The following is a 17,002-nucleotide window of genomic DNA, read 5'->3' as shown; positions in this document are numbered from 1 at the left end:
AAACCGATGTTCTCAAAATAAACGAGAGATGCAAAATTTGCAACTTATAGTAATTAAGGAATAAATCATCTTGCACCTCCATGAAAATACGGACTCAACCGCACACATTAATGAAGATTTTATCAAAAAATAAAAAAGCTGTCAATAGAATGATCAAAAATTGCTGTTATTTATTGGAGCGTCACCGGAAATATTCAGTCCATGGCTGAGTCCATTATTTAGGGATTAAAGGCCAAGTACAAAGAGTCAACCCCTACTGCCCGCGGCTTTTAAATAGGCGAGGTGAGTACTAGGAGCCAATAAAAATTAACCGGAGGCGTGCTTGTTGCACGTCGAAGATTAATTTTTATGCAGCGACAACGTAATCGCCCGCATATTTAAAAGCCTATGCTGACCAGGCTTCACTTTCTTTCTGTAACGTATACATCCTCGGATACGATGACTTTCCTTTCATCAATTCCTCGTGTGTACCGATTTCTTCTATTTTGCCTTCTTTTAAAACGACTATCTTATCGGCATTTTCTATGGTTCGCAAACGATGAGCGATAACGATAACGGTTTTGTTTTCGACAAGCTTTGTCAAAGCCTCTTGAATGAGAGTTTCATTTTCGGGATCGAGGGCTGCGGTTGCTTCATCAAGGAGAATGATGGGTGCATCCTTTAAAAGTGCGCGGGCAATGGAAAGCCTCTGCCTCTCTCCGCCTGAAAGGGTGTAGCCGTTTTCGCCGATAACCGTGTCATAGCCTTGCGGCAGTTTTTCGATAAAATCATGACAGCGCGCAGCCTTTGCAGCGGCAAGTACCTGCTCTCTTGTTGCATCCTTATTTCCGACAAGGATATTGTTGTACACAGTATCATTAAAGAGGACGACATCTTGAAACACAATCGAAAAAGCGGATAAAAGCGTTTCAGGGTCTATGGTAGAAACGTCGATACCTCCGACGCGCACCGTGCCTGAAGCAAGATCCCAAAAGCGCGCTGCAAGGCGGGCAATCGTGGATTTGCCGCAGCCCGAATGTCCGACAAGTGCTGTAATTTCTCCCTGCTTGGCGGTAAAGCTGATATTGCTTACCGTGTCGCGCTCGGCATCATTATTATACGAAAACGAAACGTTGTCGTATTGAATATCGTAGCCGTTAGGATTAAATGTTTCGCTTCCCGCCTGCTTAGGATAGTTTATGATTTCCAGCTGACGTTCTACCGCCGTACGAGCAAAAAAGAATTCGCCGAGCATCATAAAGACTGCAGTAAGCGGCTCAAAGATTCTTCCCGCAATCAGCAAGAAAACAAGGTAGGTAAAAAGCGGCAGGCTTCCCTTCGCATACAAAACGGCACCGACCGCAATGACAAGGGGGAAGCCGAAGCGCACAACGATAATCGAACCTATCATAACCACGCCTGTAAACAATTCGGCTTTTACCGCTTCCTTGGTGCTAAATGCAATACGGTCTTTTACCGCCTGCACATAATCATCTTTTTTGTCGGAAGACTTGAGTACCTTAATATTGTCAAGCATTTGCTGAATGGAATTGTAAATACCGAAAAGGATACTGTTCATCTGAACGCCGAAGCGGCGCGATTGTTTACGCGACATATAGACAAGAAAAAAACCGATTGCAGAACAGGTAAAGAGCGTAAGGGTCATGCGCCAATCGAAAAATGCGAGCATCGCGGCCGATATAATGATTGAAGCAATAGCTCCGAATAAGTCGGCACCCGTATGCCCGATAGCGTGTTCTATTGTGGTAACATCATTTAAAAGCGTTGCCGTTAAATCGGATAAATCTTTTTTTCCGAAATATGAAAGCGGCAGTTTTCGAATGCTTTCAGCAAGCGAGATACGCACATTTGCCGACTCTTCATAACAAGTATTAAATGTTTTGCGGTACTTGAGTTTTTCAATTAAGAACAGCACAAGAATAATGAGTAAAGACAAACCCGCAAACAGCCACGGATTAAGAGGCGCAGTAGTTTCTCCTTGAAGCGGTTTTAAAAGTTCCTGCAAAGCATAAAATGAAAGACCGAGCGGTACAATCAAAAACAAATTTCCAAAGGTCGCAAGAGCGGATGCCTTATTTAAATCCCGTGCTCCCTTGTCCGATAAAGCAAAATAATCCTTTAACATAACTTCTCCCTATAAAAATTTATAATTACCCTAAGCATTCAGTTTCCAGCTGATACCCGATTGGAAGTTGTTCCACATCTTGCTGTACAAGCCGCCCTTTGCCGAAAGCTCTGCATGCGTTCCAATTTCTTCAACCTTGCCGTTATTGATGACGCAGATTTTATCTGCATTTACGACAGAAGAAAGCCGGTGAGCAATCATGATGACGGTTTTGTTTGTAAGCAGCTGACTGAATGTTTTTTTGATTTTATGTTCGTTTTCGGCATCGGCAAAGCTGGTCGCCTCGTCGAGCACGACAATCGGAGCGTCCTGCAAAAGAGAGCGGGCAACGGCAAGCCGCTGAGCCTCTCCGCCTGAAACATAGGTGCCCTTGGTGCCGTACACGGTGTCTATGCCGTTCGGAAGCTTTTCGATAATGTCCATACATTCAGCCTTTTCGAGCACTGCAAGCACTTCTTCGCGCGTTGCATCCTTTTTGCCGTAGCGGATATTTTCAAAAATACTTTCTTTAAAGAGCTTGTTTTCCTGAAACACAAAGCTGACAAGATGCATAAGGTCGTCGGTTTTGATGTCCTTGATGTTTACGCCGCCGATAGTAATTTCCCCCGAATCAAGCTCCCAAAAGCGTCCGAGCAAATTGACGAGGGTTGTCTTTCCGCCGCCTGAAGGGCCGACAAGAGCAGTAAGCGAATGTTCGCTAAGATTCAGCGATATGCCGTTGATAGCCTTCTTAAAAGAGCCTGCGGTTTTCTCTTCCGCGCCCGCCTTTTTTTCTGCATCCTGATATGAAAACACAACGTCTTTAAATGCGATGTCAAACCTTTGCGGCATAATAGACTTTTCCGGTTCGGGCGCCGCTTTTTCACTTAAAATCGCTTCGATACGGTTAAGCGCATCTCCTCCCTGCATATTCAAACTTGAGCCGTATATTATTTTTATCATCATGTTGAGCATAACCGGCGAAAGGGAAAGATAAAAAATAAAGCCGTATAAAAATTCTGTATATCCTTCGCCTTGAGCTGCCGTTCCTGCAAAGATGATTGCGGCAGGCACTAATAACACAAAGCCCGTTTTTAAGAGCGCAAGGAACATGGAAAAGCCGTTTTCCCAGCTCATCGAATATTTTAAAACATAATCTCGGTAATTTATAATCGAAGTATAAAAATCTTTGAAGCGGTGTACTGATTGATTAAATGTTTTTACGACTGAAATGCCGCGGATATATTCGGTTCCTGCACTGTTCATTTTTTCAAGGGCATTTTCGTAGTTTTCCATAAAGCCGCTTTTTTGCCCCTTTGCCATAAACACACCTTGCAGAACAAAAGCGATAACCAATGGCAAAAACGAAATAAGCCCGAACCGCCAATCGAAAAAGAACATTAAAAATAAAACGGCAATGGGGCTTACCGCATTTTGCACAACATCGGGCAACATATGCGCTATAAGGGCTTCAAGCGAATGGACATTTTTTTCAAAAACCTTGCGCACTGCCCCGCTTGAGTGTGCCGTATGCCAGCCGACCGGCAATCTTGCAAAGGTGTCCGTTAAGAGCATATTCATATTTCCCATCAAATTGAATGCGGTAATATGCGAACACATAAGAGCAGCAAAATAAAGGAGGAAGCCCACTGCAGCAGCTGCTAAAGCGGTTCCTCCATAAACCATCATCTGCTCAAGGTCTACCGCAGTCCCTGCCATATATGCCGAAATGATATCGCGCATTACATAAAAAACCAGCGCATACGGAATAAGAAGCGCAATTGTGCTTAGCGCCGAACAAAAAAGCGACAAATAGATCAAAGGCTTGTGTTTACCCGCATAAGCCAAAATGCGGGTAACAACTCCTGGCTGTTTCACTTTTTTAGGCGCTTTTTTTTCTTCTTTTTCATTCATAAATTTATTCTCCTTGTGAAATTAAGATATTAACACAAGCTAACATAACTTTGTTATGTTAGTAGTTTATTACAATTTTGTCAATAGCAAATTAAATAAAAAGAAGATGAATTCGTGGTGTGCGGTTATTCAAGAGCGTAACTTTCGGCGGGGTCATAGCAAATTTTTTGCCATCCGGCCTCATAAAAATCGTCCAGAATCAAAACATATCGCTGAGCCTTTTCGTATGGAGTATCCATCTTTATTGTGCGGAAAAGGCATTCCCAAAAAGATCTATCGATAGTGTTGAAAAGTTCAATATCAACATGGGGCCGGCCTTGCAGCATACCGTATTCTTCATATGCTTTGCGATCAGCCTCATACACGGCATTCATCATTTTATCGAACAAGTCTTCATATTTTGTTCCTTTCCCTGAACATAAAAGCAGCTTCATTGCTTCAAAGTTCCGGTACGCATATTCAAGCATTTCTTTCCGGCCTTCCAAGCGTACGACTCTCCGTTTTTCTTTTTCTGTAATGGGAATAGCAAAATGTTTTTCGTACATAAGTTTTTGTTTTTTCAAAAGCTCAAAATATGTATCTTTTACTAAGGCATCGAATAAGGCTTCTTTATTTTTAAAATGAAAATAAACCGCCCCGGTCGTGAGGCCTGCTTTTTTTGCAATATCCCTGATATTGCTCTTTTCCCAGCCCTTTTTTAAAAATTCTTTAGCGGCATATTTTAGAATATTTTCTTTGGATGATATCGGAGCTTTTATGCTTTTATCTTTTAAATCGTTTTTTTTTGAAGATTTAACATCTTTTTCCATAACAAAGTTATGTTATCATTTTTAACTTTTTTGTCAAGAATATTGTTCCGATATATAAAAAATTATTTAATAAAAGCACTCTAGTAAAAAGTTTTCAATTATGATATAAAATGGTCCATAGATTTTAAAATACAAAATCACTAGGAGTTTTTATGAACACAATATGGATAGTAGGCATTGTAGCCGCAGCACTCTTACTCATGTATGGAATTAGATACATGAAAAAACTTAACATGAGCTTTAATGTGCGCGTAGTTACAGCCCTTGCCGTCGGTATCATCTTTGGTGCAATATTGCAGCTGACTATTAAGGATACGGCTTTAATCAAAAAAGCTATGAGCTGGATTACTTTAGTAGGAAGCGGTTATGTAAGATTGCTTAGGATGATTGTTTACCCTTTAATTATTGTAAGTATTACAAAATCGATTGCTACACAAAAACAAAATATCGGAAAAGCAGCAGGAAGAATTTTAGCTGTTCTTATGATAACCGTTGCAATATCCGCACTAGTTGGAGCCCTTACAACCTCTGCATTCGGCTTATCGGCAGAAAATCTCACAGCCGGTGAAAGTGAAATCGCAAGAGGAAAGGCCATGGAAGGCAGACTTCATGACTTTGAGGCAAAGCCGATTCAGCAGCAAATTCTCGAAATCATACCGATAAATCCCTTCTACGCATTTTCAGGTCAGGGCTCAAACGCAACTCTGGCTACGGTTTTCTTTTCGGCCATGCTTGGTTTTGCAGCCTTATTCCTAAAAAGAAGCAATCCCGACAGTGCAGAGGTATTTATTAAATGGCTTAATTCATGTTCTGATGTAGTAATGAGACTTGTCCGAATGGTTCTCCGCATTACACCTTACGGCGTTTTAGCCCTTATGATTAATATTACCTCTACTTCAAATTTTTCCGAAATCTTAAGACTTATCGGCTTTATCGGAGCAAGCTATATTGCAATTATCATCATGTTTATCGTACACGGCTTGTACTTACTTACAGCAGGATTAAATCCCATAACTTTCTTTAAGAAAAGTTTTTCAAATCTTATGTTTGCATTTACTTCAAGATCTTCGGCAGGAACCCTTCCTCTGACTATTTCAAACCAAGTAAACAACTTAGGTGTTCCCGAAGGTATAGCTAACCTCGCAGGAAGTTTGGGTACCAGTATCGGACAAAACGGATGTGCAGGAATTTATCCCGCAATGTTGGCAGTTATGATTGCCCCCACATTGGGCATAAATCCATTGGCACCTGTCTTCCTTGTAAAGCTTATCCTAATTACAGCCTTGGGCAGTTTCGGAATCGTTGGTGTAGGAGGCGGTGCAACATTTGCCGCAATCATAGTCCTATCCTCAATGGGCCTTCCGATAACTCTTGCAGGTCTTCTTGTTGCTATTGAACCCCTCATCGATATGGGCCGCACAGCCTTAAACGTAAGCGATTCTCTTCTTTCCGGTGTAATTGCAGCAAAAAGAACGGGTGAACTGGATGACTCAATTTACAATAGAAAAGAAATCATCGTTGAATAAGGAGTGATTATATGACAATAAATATTGATTCCAAGGTATTGGACTATTTAAAGAAAATCGATTCTAAGGCAATAACTATTGACCTAATAGGTTGTGCTTCCTGAGGCGTTGGGGAACCCCAGCCGGTCGTGTCACCGGTAGAACCTAAAAAAGATAAAGAAGACTTCAAATTGATAAAATCGGGGGATATTGATGTTTATGTGAAAAATAAAATCAATGCATCCAACGATACTCTTTTTGTAAAATACAAGAAAGTATTGTTCTCCGAAAAATTGATTGTCGAAGGTATCGTTTTTTAGGCATTTGAATAAAATATAATTAAGGCGGCAGGAAGGTCTTTATAGGCCTCTGCCGCTTTTTTATTAAAATCTTCTAAATAAAACTTGACAAATTTAAACCTCTGTGCTAGCATATTGGTGGTAAGGCCACGACTAAAAAAAGTTTTATGGGAGGAATGTTATGAAAACGGAGGAACAAGGTTTAAAAAAAGAAAAAATCGCATCGGTTATTCAGGACGAAATTTTAACCGGAATCTTTTCAGCCGGAGAATATCTCCCTCCTGAAAGAGAATTGGCAGAACGCTTTGGTGTTTCAAGACCGGTAGTACATGAGGCCCTGCTCAGCTTGCAAACCAAGGGGCTTATCACAATTAGACCGCGGCACGGCTGTACAGTAAACGATTTTACCTCATTTATATCTATCGGACTTTTAACCGAACTCTATCGCAATAAGCAAATATCCGAGCCTGAAAAAATTGAAGAAGGACTTGTAGAATTCAGACAGCTTATTTTAACTCATATAATAAAAAAACTTATAAAAAGAATTTCAAATTTATCGGTAAAAGAACGCTATCATTTTTTTCTACCTTTAAATAATAAGATACATTTTTCAAGTCCGGAAAACATTGAAACCTCAGCAATTGAAGACTTTGAATTTTACCGGACACTGATAGAATTATCTGACAGCCCTATTTTTCTACTAACCTTTGAAACAGCAAAAGAAATTTATAAACACCAATTTAAACAGTTTTTATGTGAAGACCTTTCCTATGCAGATAAAATTCCGGAATACAAACAGCTTTTTTTTAATGCTCTAATCGAGGCAGATGAAGAAAGGGCTTTACGTATAATGATACAGTTAACTAAGCCTGAAACATATCGGGATGAAGCTTATCATAAATAATTATTGAAGGCAATGTTATGAAAGATGAGGATTTTAGTAAAAAACTGTTACGCTTACAAAAAAAATTAAAACGGCTTAGACTCGATAAAAAGGTTAAAATCGCCCTTGATGTAAAATCCGTTATTTTAGAAGGCGATGTTTCTTCGATGGAGGAGAGGATGGCGGCCGGCTATGCTGCCGCCCGCTGCGGTTTTAAGGGAGTCGTAAACGATCTAACTATAAACGGCAAGGGGGAAAAACCCATGCACCTGCCGAAAATAAAAGATTCTCTTTTAGAGGACAGGAACTTTGATGCCGTGATCATAGGCGGGGGAGTAATAGGATGCGCCATCGCAAGAGAATTATCCCGCTACGATTTAAAAATTGCCCTATTTGAAAAAGAAAGCGATGTTGCAATGCAGGCATCGGGGCACAATGACGGAATGATTCATCCGGGCTTTGCAGATAATCCTAAAAAGATAAAGGGCAAACTCAACACCCGCGGCAACAGGATGTACACAAAGGTTTCCGAAGAGCTGGGCTTTGAAATAAACCGCTGCGGAAGTTTTTTCCTCTTTTATCACCCGATTTTAAAACTGCTCATTCCCCTTATGAAAAGAAGATGCCGCCTAAACGGAGTGGACGGAGATTACGGCTACCGCTCCCGCGAGGTAGTAAAAAAAATAGATCCCTTTATGACCGATAAAAACTACGGAGGCCTATGGCTTCCCTCGGCGGGGGTTGCTTCCCCCATGAAGGTTACCGTTTGTTATGCCGAAAACGCTTGCGAAAACGGAGCGGAATTCTTTTTTAACACGGCCCTCACCGGTGTCAAAAAAGAAGGCACTGCCGTAACAGAACTTATAACCAACCGCGGAACCTGCCGTACAAAACTTTTAATAAACGCTGCCGGAGTTTGGGCAGACAAGGTTGCAGGTCTTGCAGGCGACAGATTTTTTTCGATCCATGCACGCAAGGGAACGGATGCCATCCTCGATAAGAGGCTAAAGGGTTTGCAAAAAACAAGCTCCGCCATGCCGAGCCTTTTAAGACTGCGGAAAGGGCACTCAAAGGGCGGCGGCATCATGCCCTGCGTTGAGGGCAATCTCCTCATAGGGCCGAATGCCGTAGAGGTTATGGACAGGGAGGATTTTTCTACAAGGCCCGAAGCCTTTGAAGAAATAAAAAAACACTTAAAGCTAAACTCAAAGGTTTCACCCTCCGACATAATAACCTACTACAGCGGAACAAGGGCCTGCACATGGGAAGAAGATTTTATCGTTGAAGCTTCCGAGAGGGTCGACAACTTGGTACACGCTGCAGGAATTCAGTCCCCCGGCTTTGCTTCCGCTCCTGCCGTAGCAGAGGACATCGTAAAGATTTCCGTTTCAATTTTAAAGAAAAAAATGGACGTAAAATTAAAAGAGAATTTTTCGCCGATCAGAAAAGCTATGAAGCCTGTTTCCGAAATGGAAACTGAGGAAAGAAAAGCTTTAATCGAAAAAAATCCCCAGTACGGAAAAATAATCTGCCGCTGTGAAGAGGTCAGCGAGGGCGAAATAAGGGATGCGGTAAACAATCCTCTAAATGTATTCACCCTTGATGCAATTAAAAGAAGGGTAAGAGCCGGAGCCGGCAGATGTCACGGAGGCTTTTGTACTCCCCATATCTTAAAAATTATTGCAGAAGAAAAAGGCATCCCCGTTGAAACGATCACAAAGAAGGGAGAGGGTTCCGAGCTTGTTCAGCCGATAGAAAACTTTGAAGCCTTTAGCGGAGGCGAAAAATGAAACAACTTGCATTTAACGACTATGATGTCATCGTTATAGGCGGAGGCCCTGCCGGAATGGCGGCGGCCTTGGCTGCCTCAGAAAAAAGTCCTGAGCTGAAAATTGCCCTTGTAGAAAGAGAGGGACAGATAGGCGGAATATTAAAGCAGTGCATCCATGACGGCTTCGGTCTAATCCGTTTTAAGGAAAGGCTTACCGGCCCTGAATACGCATGGCGTTATAAGGAAATGACAGAGGCAAAAGAAAATATCGATATTTTTCTTTTTACCTTTTTAACCAAACTAAAAAAAGAAAATGATTTATTCTGCATGGAATTTACAAATCCCGAATACGGAATTTTTGAGCTTAAAGCAAGGAGCCTTGTTGCAGCTATGGGCTGCCGTGAAAGGACTGACAGGCAGGTAAACATTCACGGGGAAAGACCGGCAGGTATTTTTACTGCAGGACAGGCACAGGCCCTCATAAACCTTCACGGGTTTATGCCGATGCTTACGGCGGGAAAAAAATGCGTAATTTTGGGTTCGGGAGACATAGGTCTTATAATGGCCCGCCGACTCACCCTTGAAGGCGCAAAGGTAGAGGGGGTCTACGAAATTAAACCCACCCCCTCAGGCCTCAGCCGAAACATCGTGCAATGCCTTGACGACTACGGCATACCCCTTCATCTATCAACAACAGTTATTGAGGTTGAAGGCAGGGAAAGGGTCGAGGCAGTAAAGATTGCCCAAGTGGATAAAAATATGCATCCGATTGCAGGAACCGAAAAAAGAATTCCCTGCGGCACCCTGATTTTAAGCGTAGGCCTCATCCCCGAAAACGATATACTGTCAAGCCTCAATGTTCCTATAGACGGAAGAACAAAGGGACCAATCGTAGATCAATTTATGCACACGGAAATTGCGGGTCTCTTTTCTTGCGGAAATGCCCTGCATGTAAACGACCTTGTCGATTACGTTTCCGAATCGGGAAAAATTGCGGGAGAAGCCGCTGCCGATTTTGCTTTAAACATGAGGGCCGGGGAAGAAAAAACTTGCCCTTTAAATATTAGCACCGGGGCGGAAAAACTTTTGCCCTTAAATATCAGAGGAAAAATCCTCTATGTTGTTCCGCAAAAAATCGACACAGAGGCAGAGGGCTCTATCATCTTTTATTTTAGAGCCTCAGAAGAAATGCAAAATGTTACGGTGAGTCTTAAAGTCTGCTTTGAGGACAGCCCTGAGGCGGAAACTAAGAGTGGAGGCAAAACTGTCTTTCATCGTAAATACGAAGAGCTTAAACCTCCCGAAATGGAACGCTTTATTTTGCCTTGCGAAAAACTAAGAGGGGCAAAAAAGCTTGAAATAGTTTTAAGCGAATCTTCATCGGAAAATAAGGGGGCCAATAATGGAAACTAAAAACATTATCTGTACAGCCTGCCCGCGAGGCTGCCGACTGAGCGTAAAAATCGAAGGCAAAAACATCAGCGTTACAGGCAATAAATGCCCCAAGGGCCTTTCCTACGGAAAAGCCGAGGCCGTCTGCCCGATGAGAATTCTTACAAGCACGATAGCTTCTTCGGTAGAGGGATTCCCCAGGCTTCCGGTAAAAACAAGCAAAGAAGTTCCCTTAAAAAATTTTGCAGAATACATGCACCTTATCAGGAAACTTAAAGCGGACTCTTCAAAAAGCCCTGGAGATATAATCGTAAAAAACTTTGCCGAAAGCGGAGCCGATTTAATCTCTGCAGGAGGATCCCAGTGAAAACCATCTTGACGGTCGATTGCGGAACTCAAAGTTTGCGCACCATGCTCTTTGACTTAAAGGGAAATATCTTGGCAGCAAGCCGTATTTCCTATAAACCCCATACAAGTCCTCAACCGGCATGGGCAGAACAGGATGTTGAAGTTTACTGGAATGCCTTAAAAGAAGGCCTTTCCAATCTTAAAGAAAAAGCCCCGGATGCTTTTGCAAACATTGCAGGAATGGGCATCTCTTCAATGAGGGCTACTACAGTTCTGGTCGATAAAGACGGAAAAGTTTTGCGGCCCGCAATTGTATGGCTCGACAACAGGACAGCCCACGGTCCCTATCATCCCAACTTTCTTGTACGAACAGCATTTCATGCAGCCGGAGTTTACGATCCTATAGTTACAGTTCAGTCAAATTGTAAGATGAACTGGCTTCGGGAAAACGAGCCCGAAATCTGGGATAAAACATGGAAGATGTTTTTTCTTTCGGGCTGGTTTATTTATAAGCTCACAGGAAAGGCCTGCGATGCCGTCTCCTCGATGGTCGGTTATGTTCCATTCGTGAATCGAAAAAGAGCGTGGGCAAAAAAACATTCGATCGAAGAAACTCTTATGCCCCTGGAAAACGAAAAAAGGCATGACCTTACCGAAAGCGGAAAAATAATCGGCACCCTAACGGATGGAATTTCAAAAGAATTGGGACTCCCTCAAGGTATTCCCCTTGTTGCTTGCGGAAGCGACAAGGCTTGTGAAACGATTGGAGCGGGCGTAGTAGATTCATCTCTGGCCTCTTTAAGTTTCGGCACAACCGCCACAATCGAAGTCTGCTCAAAAAAATACTTTGAATATAAAAAACTCTTTCCTGCCTACTGCGGCATTCTTCCAGATACATGGCTTTCGGAATTGGAAATCTTCCGCGGCTATTGGATGATAAGCTGGTTTAAGGAAGAACTCGGCAAGGAAGAATGTAAGCTGGCCGAATCCAAGGGCATCATCCCCGAAGTTATTTTGGATAAGCTCTTGCACGCTTCTCCGCCGGGCGGAAGAGGGCTTATGCTCCAGCCCTACTGGGGAGCAAGCGTCTTTGACCGTTATGCTAAGGGGAGCATCATAGGTTTCGGCGATGTCCATGGCCGAGATGACCTATACAGAGCTATAATCGAAGGTCTTGCCTACTCTTTGCGTGAAGGCTTGGAATTAATCGAAGCCAAGGGAAGGTTGAGATGTGAAAAAGTTGCTGCTTCGGGGGGAGCATCCCAAAGTGATGCTATCTGTCAGATTACCGCAGACATCCTAAACCGCCCCCTTGTACGGGGAAAAACGGCGGAAGCTTCCTCCCTCGGAGCTGCAATCATAACGGCAGCCGGAATAGGCGAGTATGCTTCAATCGAAGATGCCGTAAAAGAAATGGTCTTATACGAAAAAGAATTTATACCGAACCCCGAGCACCGCTCCCTTTATGACGGTCTTTTCGGCGTATACAAAAAAATATATCCTGCATTAAAAGATATTTACAAGGATATTCAAAGAGTAACAAATTATCCCGAAACAAAAAAAATGAACGGGTAAAGGAGAATGACCTATGGGAAAAAGATACGAGTACAAGGATTTTAAGCCTGTTTGGGAACAGGTACCGCCGCCTAAGGGCTCTTTTAGAGAGGCTGCAAAGTGGGGCAGCCCAGACGAATTTAAGGAGCCTAACGAAAGGCTTTATAAATATATGAAAACCGTCTTCGGCATCGGAGATGAGGTTTTTAAGCAAAAGCGTTTTGAGGGGCTTGAAACCCTGCCCAAAAGCCTTCCGGTAAACCTGGAACAAAAGCACATTGAGGCCCTAAAAGAAATTTTCGGAGAGGCAGATGTAAGCACAGCCGTTAAGGACAGGGTATCTGTCGCCTACGGAAAAACAATGTACGATGCCTATCGCCTCCGTGAGGGCATCCTCGAAAACATAGCCGATGTTGTTGTATACCCTTCCGATCATGAGCAAATCGTTAAACTCGTAAAATATGCAAATGAACATAAGATTCCCCTCTATGTGTACGGAGGCGGTTCTTCCGTTACAAGGGGTGTTGAGGCTGTAAAGGGAGGCGTCTCCCTCGATATGCGTAAAAACTTTAACAAGGTTTTAGCCTTCAATGAGGTAGACCAGACAATCACGGTTCAAGCCGGAATGTCGGGTCCTCAACTGGAAGCTCACCTAAACAATGCACAAAAAGAATTCAACGCAAGGATGGCCTACACCTGCGGACACTTCCCGCAGTCCTTTGAGTACTCCTCCGTCGGAGGCTGGGTAGTTACCCGCGGAGCAGGCCAAAATTCCACCTATTACGGAAACATAAAGGATATTGTATTCCAACAAACCTATGTAACGCCTGCCGGCATAGTCAAAAGCTACGGACTTCCCGCCCATGCCGTCGGCCCCGATATCGATGAGCTTATGATGGGAAGCGAAGGCTCTTTTGGAATTCTTACAAATGTAACCTTGCGGTTTTTTAGATATAGGCCTGAAACCCGCAAAAAGTTCAGCTTTATATTTAAAACTTGGGAAGACGGAATGAGGGCCTGCCGCGAAATTATGCAAAACGAATCGGGCTTTCCTTCGGTGTTTAGGCTTTCGGATGCGGAAGAAACCGACATGGTTTTAAAGCTTTACGGAGTAGAGGGCACCATAGCCGAAACAGCAATGAACCTCATGGGGTACAAACCGATGAAGCGCTGCCTCTTTTTAGGTTGGAGCGAAGGAGCTAAAGAATTTTCAAAGCAGCTTTACAAAAAGGTAAAACGGATATGTAAACAAAACGGCGGACTTTTTTTAACCGGTAAGCCTGTAGACGGCTGGGAGCACGGCCGCTTTACCGATCCCTATTTAAGGGAATCCTTACAGGATTACGGCGTAATAATCGACACAATGGAATGCAGCGTAACCTGGGATATGATGCCGAGGGTTCACGAAGAGGTAAGAAAATTTGCAAAATCCCGCCCTCACACGGTCTGCATGACCCATCTTTCCCATGCCTATCCTCAAGGAGCCAACCTCTACTTTATCTTTATAGGCCTTTTTAAAAATAAGGAAGAATATGTAGAATACCAGTACGGCATCTTCGACAATATAATGAAGGCAGGGGCTGCCATGAGCCACCATCACGGTGTCGGCAAGATGACGGCAGCCTGGGTTGAAGAGTCCATAGGCAAGACCAATTTTGAAATCTTTAAGGCCTTAAAAAAACACTTCGACCCGAACAACATAATGAACCCGGGCGGAACCCTCGGCCTCGACATGACGGAAGACCAAAAGCGGAAACCGAAATACGCCGGAAAAACTTGGACGGAAGCTTAATTTTTTATAATATAAAATAAAAAGCCGATTAGTCCCTGCGGGTCCAATCGGCTTTTTAATTAAGTTTTTACTTTAGGTGTACTACAACTTCCAGCTTGTTTTGACCGCCTAGTTTAGATTTATGCAGGGCTCCAAACCAAAAAGTTTTTGGATTGTGTTGTTGGGCTTCTCCGTTTATAGTCCATTTTTCTACCTGTGCTCCCTCATTTAAGCTGACCATAAACCTTAAACTACTTGAACCTTCCTTAATAGATATATTTTGTTCTGATGTAGTAACTGTTGTTCTTGTTACTATATCCCAATACTTAATTGAAAGGCTTCCCTTACCCTCTCCGCCTTCTGCAATCTTAAAAGAAACAGGATAGGTTTCGGCTTTTCTAAATGAGGCCTCAACCGTGCACACCCCGCCAGCGTTATGATCCGTTATATTAAAACCTAGAGAACCGGCCCAACCTATTTCATTAACCGCTTCGCTATTGTTTATAAACCAATCGGCCATATTGCCCTCGGCACCTTCAATCTCAAAAGAAATATCCGTACCTTCATAAACAGTGTCACCGGAGTTGACAGTAATCCAATCCCCTCCCATGAGCTTTTCGGCCCTTATATTCCCGTTTCCTTCTGAACTAAAATTAAGCCTAACAGGATTAGCAGAAACAAACTGAGCCTTTACGGATAATTTTCCACCAGATATGTTTTGAGAATCTAATTCAATATAACAGTTATTACCCGTATGATACTCCGTTCCATTTACAAACCACTTAGCCTGATAGCCGTCCTTGGGCAGGGCATAAAAGCTAATCCCATCTCCCTCTTTGAATTTATAACCGCTTGCAAATTCTTTTTTATCATTGAATAATGCGATGATACTACCCTTATCTTCATGACCTGATTCAACATAAAATTCTACAGGTATAGTACCCTGAGAAGGAGCATCGGGATCATTTTCAAAAACAGCATTTATACTGATTTTACCCGAATTTTTATCCTTATCTTTTTCTTTTACAGTATAATCTGTAGCATATACACCATTTCCCCAATGCGAAGAATTTATCTTTTTACCGTTAAGTTCAAAATGCTTAAACTTCGAGCCTAAAAAGGGAGAGGCCTTTATCCTAAGCTGAGTACCTTCATATATTTGGGTGTCGGTAATAAGCGCATTAGTTTTTGGATTATGTACGCTTATTCTTCCGTTTCCTTCTTTGATGAAGTCCATTTGAATTTTTTCGGCATCTTTAAACTTGTGGCTTATCTTTATACTGCCGTTTGCTATGTCTTCAATTTTTACGGTGTACCAAAACTCAGGTTCTCCCTTAGTCTCAGTATCTGCCTCCTTGCCGTTGATATACCAGGTATCTGGAGCATAGCCTTCTTTGGGTTCTACAACAATACAGATCTTTGAGCTTTGATCAAAAAGGCTTCCTGATTGAACTTCAGTCCATTTTCCATTTATAACCTGCTCTGCCCTAATACTTCCCTTGTCCGGTTCATCTATGAACCATTCTACCTTAATTTTAGGAGCTTCTTTAAAACTAACGCTTATCTCTATTTTACCGTTTTTTATGTCCTTTGAGGCTACTGTATATCTAAGTTGGTTAATACCTGTCCCGGGAACTTCTTCGCCGTTTATATACCATTTATCCGCGATAAAGCCCGGCTTTGGCCGAGCATTTACATAAAAGAAATATCCTTCTTCAAATTTATGTCCTGAGGTTAAATCTGTCCATTTTCCATTCACCTTACCTCTGGCATAAACCGCTCCCTTTGTTTCATCCAAGCTCTTCCAATAAACAGGTATATCGGTTTCCTTATCTCCGAATTCGGCTTCTATTAGGATTTTGCCGCCAACAATATCATTTTTTAATACCTTATATGCGATAAACCTATGAGCGGTATTTTGTTCTTTGCCATTTATATACCATTTTTTTATGATTTTACCATGATTTGGAAGGCCGCTAAAATACAACACAGAATCTTCTGCAAAAGATCCGCTTGTGTTGTCGTCGTAATTAGGAGGACCATCCTCAACATAGTCAAGCCAGCGTTTTACTACTCCATCGGAATTTTTACTTTTCCACTCAATATTTACCGGCTCAGCATCCCTAAATATAAAATCTATATGCACTTTTGTATCAGTATGCGGTATAGTGTAATATATAAGCCCATCAACCGTAAAACCAGCAATATCACTACCGATATCTTTGATCGATTTACCGTTGATTGTAGTCTTATCTCTATCAAGGGCTTTTGTTTTTCTGCTTGCGTTTATCCAAAGTTTTAATCCGGTATAAACCTCATCACCTGATTGCAGCAAATTAAAAACATGCCCGGCACTATTTTGACGGCCTACTTTTATTTCGGTATCTGCTGAAGATGCAGGACTCCACGTAACCTTTACAGGTTTAGGAGTACTTAAAGGGGTTTGAACTGCCCCCCCCCACCCCCGTCTGAATTCAGCTTATGATCGCAGGCACTAAAAACCACTGCACAAAGCATACCTGTCACAAAAAAATTAAATAATTTTTTCTTCATTAATGACTCTCCTTAAATTTAAGTTTTAAAAATAATAAGCTATCTTTGAGCTTTTGTCTACTCTAAAAAATCAAACTCCTTTTTCACCATACTTATAAA

The 17,002-nt window shown here is 42.3% G+C and carries 12 protein-coding genes; 8 read left to right on the top strand and 4 right to left on the bottom strand.

Annotated features, from left to right (window positions below):
• Positions 1-385: 385 nt before the first annotated feature.
• The 3 genes from E4O07_RS12655 to E4O07_RS12645 all read right to left on the bottom strand — a co-directional run bounded on the left by E4O07_RS12655 (position 386) and on the right by E4O07_RS12645 (position 4,827).
• A complete protein-coding gene (locus E4O07_RS12655) occupies positions 386-2,125 on the bottom strand; it encodes an ABC transporter ATP-binding protein (protein WP_253686363.1) in 1,740 nt (579 codons plus the stop codon).
• 30 nt (positions 2,126-2,155) lie between these two features.
• A complete protein-coding gene (locus E4O07_RS12650; protein ID WP_253686361.1) occupies positions 2,156-4,018 on the bottom strand; it encodes an ABC transporter ATP-binding protein in 1,863 nt (620 codons plus the stop codon).
• A 125-nt stretch (positions 4,019-4,143) separates the two neighbouring features.
• Positions 4,144-4,827 carry a TetR/AcrR family transcriptional regulator gene (locus tag E4O07_RS12645; RefSeq protein WP_253686360.1) on the bottom strand — a complete coding sequence of 228 codons (684 nt, stop codon included), beginning with the start codon at positions 4,825-4,827 and terminating at the stop codon, positions 4,144-4,146.
• Between the two features lie 152 nt (positions 4,828-4,979).
• On the opposite strand from E4O07_RS12645, the gene E4O07_RS12640 reads away from it, so the two are divergent.
• The 8 genes from E4O07_RS12640 to E4O07_RS12605 all read left to right on the top strand — a co-directional run bounded on the left by E4O07_RS12640 (position 4,980) and on the right by E4O07_RS12605 (position 14,371).
• Entirely contained in the window at positions 4,980-6,353 is a 1,374-nt protein-coding gene (locus tag E4O07_RS12640; RefSeq protein WP_253686358.1) for an L-cystine transporter, read from the top strand.
• An 11-nt stretch (positions 6,354-6,364) separates the two neighbouring features.
• Positions 6,365-6,652 (top strand): CC/Se motif family (seleno)protein, encoded by a 288-nt coding sequence (locus E4O07_RS13540; protein WP_371921864.1) that lies wholly within the window; start codon positions 6,365-6,367, stop codon positions 6,650-6,652.
• Between the two features lie 160 nt (positions 6,653-6,812).
• Positions 6,813-7,535, top strand: coding sequence for a FadR/GntR family transcriptional regulator (locus E4O07_RS12630; protein ID WP_253686356.1), 723 nt, complete (start codon positions 6,813-6,815; stop codon positions 7,533-7,535).
• A 17-nt stretch (positions 7,536-7,552) separates the two neighbouring features.
• A complete protein-coding gene (locus E4O07_RS12625; RefSeq protein WP_253686354.1) occupies positions 7,553-9,304 on the top strand; it encodes an NAD(P)/FAD-dependent oxidoreductase in 1,752 nt (583 codons plus the stop codon).
• Positions 9,301-10,698 (top strand): NAD(P)/FAD-dependent oxidoreductase, encoded by a 1,398-nt coding sequence (locus E4O07_RS12620; protein ID WP_253686352.1) that lies wholly within the window; start codon positions 9,301-9,303, stop codon positions 10,696-10,698. The genes E4O07_RS12625 and E4O07_RS12620 overlap by 4 nt, the downstream gene beginning before the upstream one ends.
• Positions 10,688-11,044 (top strand): DUF1667 domain-containing protein, encoded by a 357-nt coding sequence (locus E4O07_RS12615; RefSeq protein ID WP_253686350.1) that lies wholly within the window; start codon positions 10,688-10,690, stop codon positions 11,042-11,044. The genes E4O07_RS12620 and E4O07_RS12615 overlap by 11 nt, the downstream gene beginning before the upstream one ends.
• Positions 11,041-12,600, top strand: coding sequence for an FGGY-family carbohydrate kinase (locus E4O07_RS12610; protein ID WP_253686348.1), 1,560 nt, complete (start codon positions 11,041-11,043; stop codon positions 12,598-12,600). Before E4O07_RS12615 ends, E4O07_RS12610 begins: the two co-directional genes overlap by 4 nt.
• Before the next feature lie 13 nt (positions 12,601-12,613).
• Positions 12,614-14,371: an FAD-binding oxidoreductase gene (locus tag E4O07_RS12605; RefSeq protein WP_253686346.1), complete on the top strand. Its 1,758-nt coding sequence runs from the start codon at positions 12,614-12,616 to the stop codon at positions 14,369-14,371.
• Between the two features lie 67 nt (positions 14,372-14,438).
• Here the strand turns inward: E4O07_RS12605 and E4O07_RS12600 are convergent, their stop codons facing one another.
• Positions 14,439-16,685 (bottom strand): hypothetical protein, encoded by a 2,247-nt coding sequence (locus E4O07_RS12600; RefSeq protein ID WP_253686344.1) that lies wholly within the window; start codon positions 16,683-16,685, stop codon positions 14,439-14,441.
• Positions 16,686-17,002: the final 317 nt, after the last annotated feature.

The organism is Treponema sp. OMZ 798 (assembly GCF_024181385.1).
GTDB lineage: Bacteria > Spirochaetota > Spirochaetia > Treponematales > Treponemataceae > Treponema_B.
The sequence above is the reverse complement of the archived record's forward strand: the minus strand, read 5'-3'. Positions and strand labels throughout refer to the sequence as shown.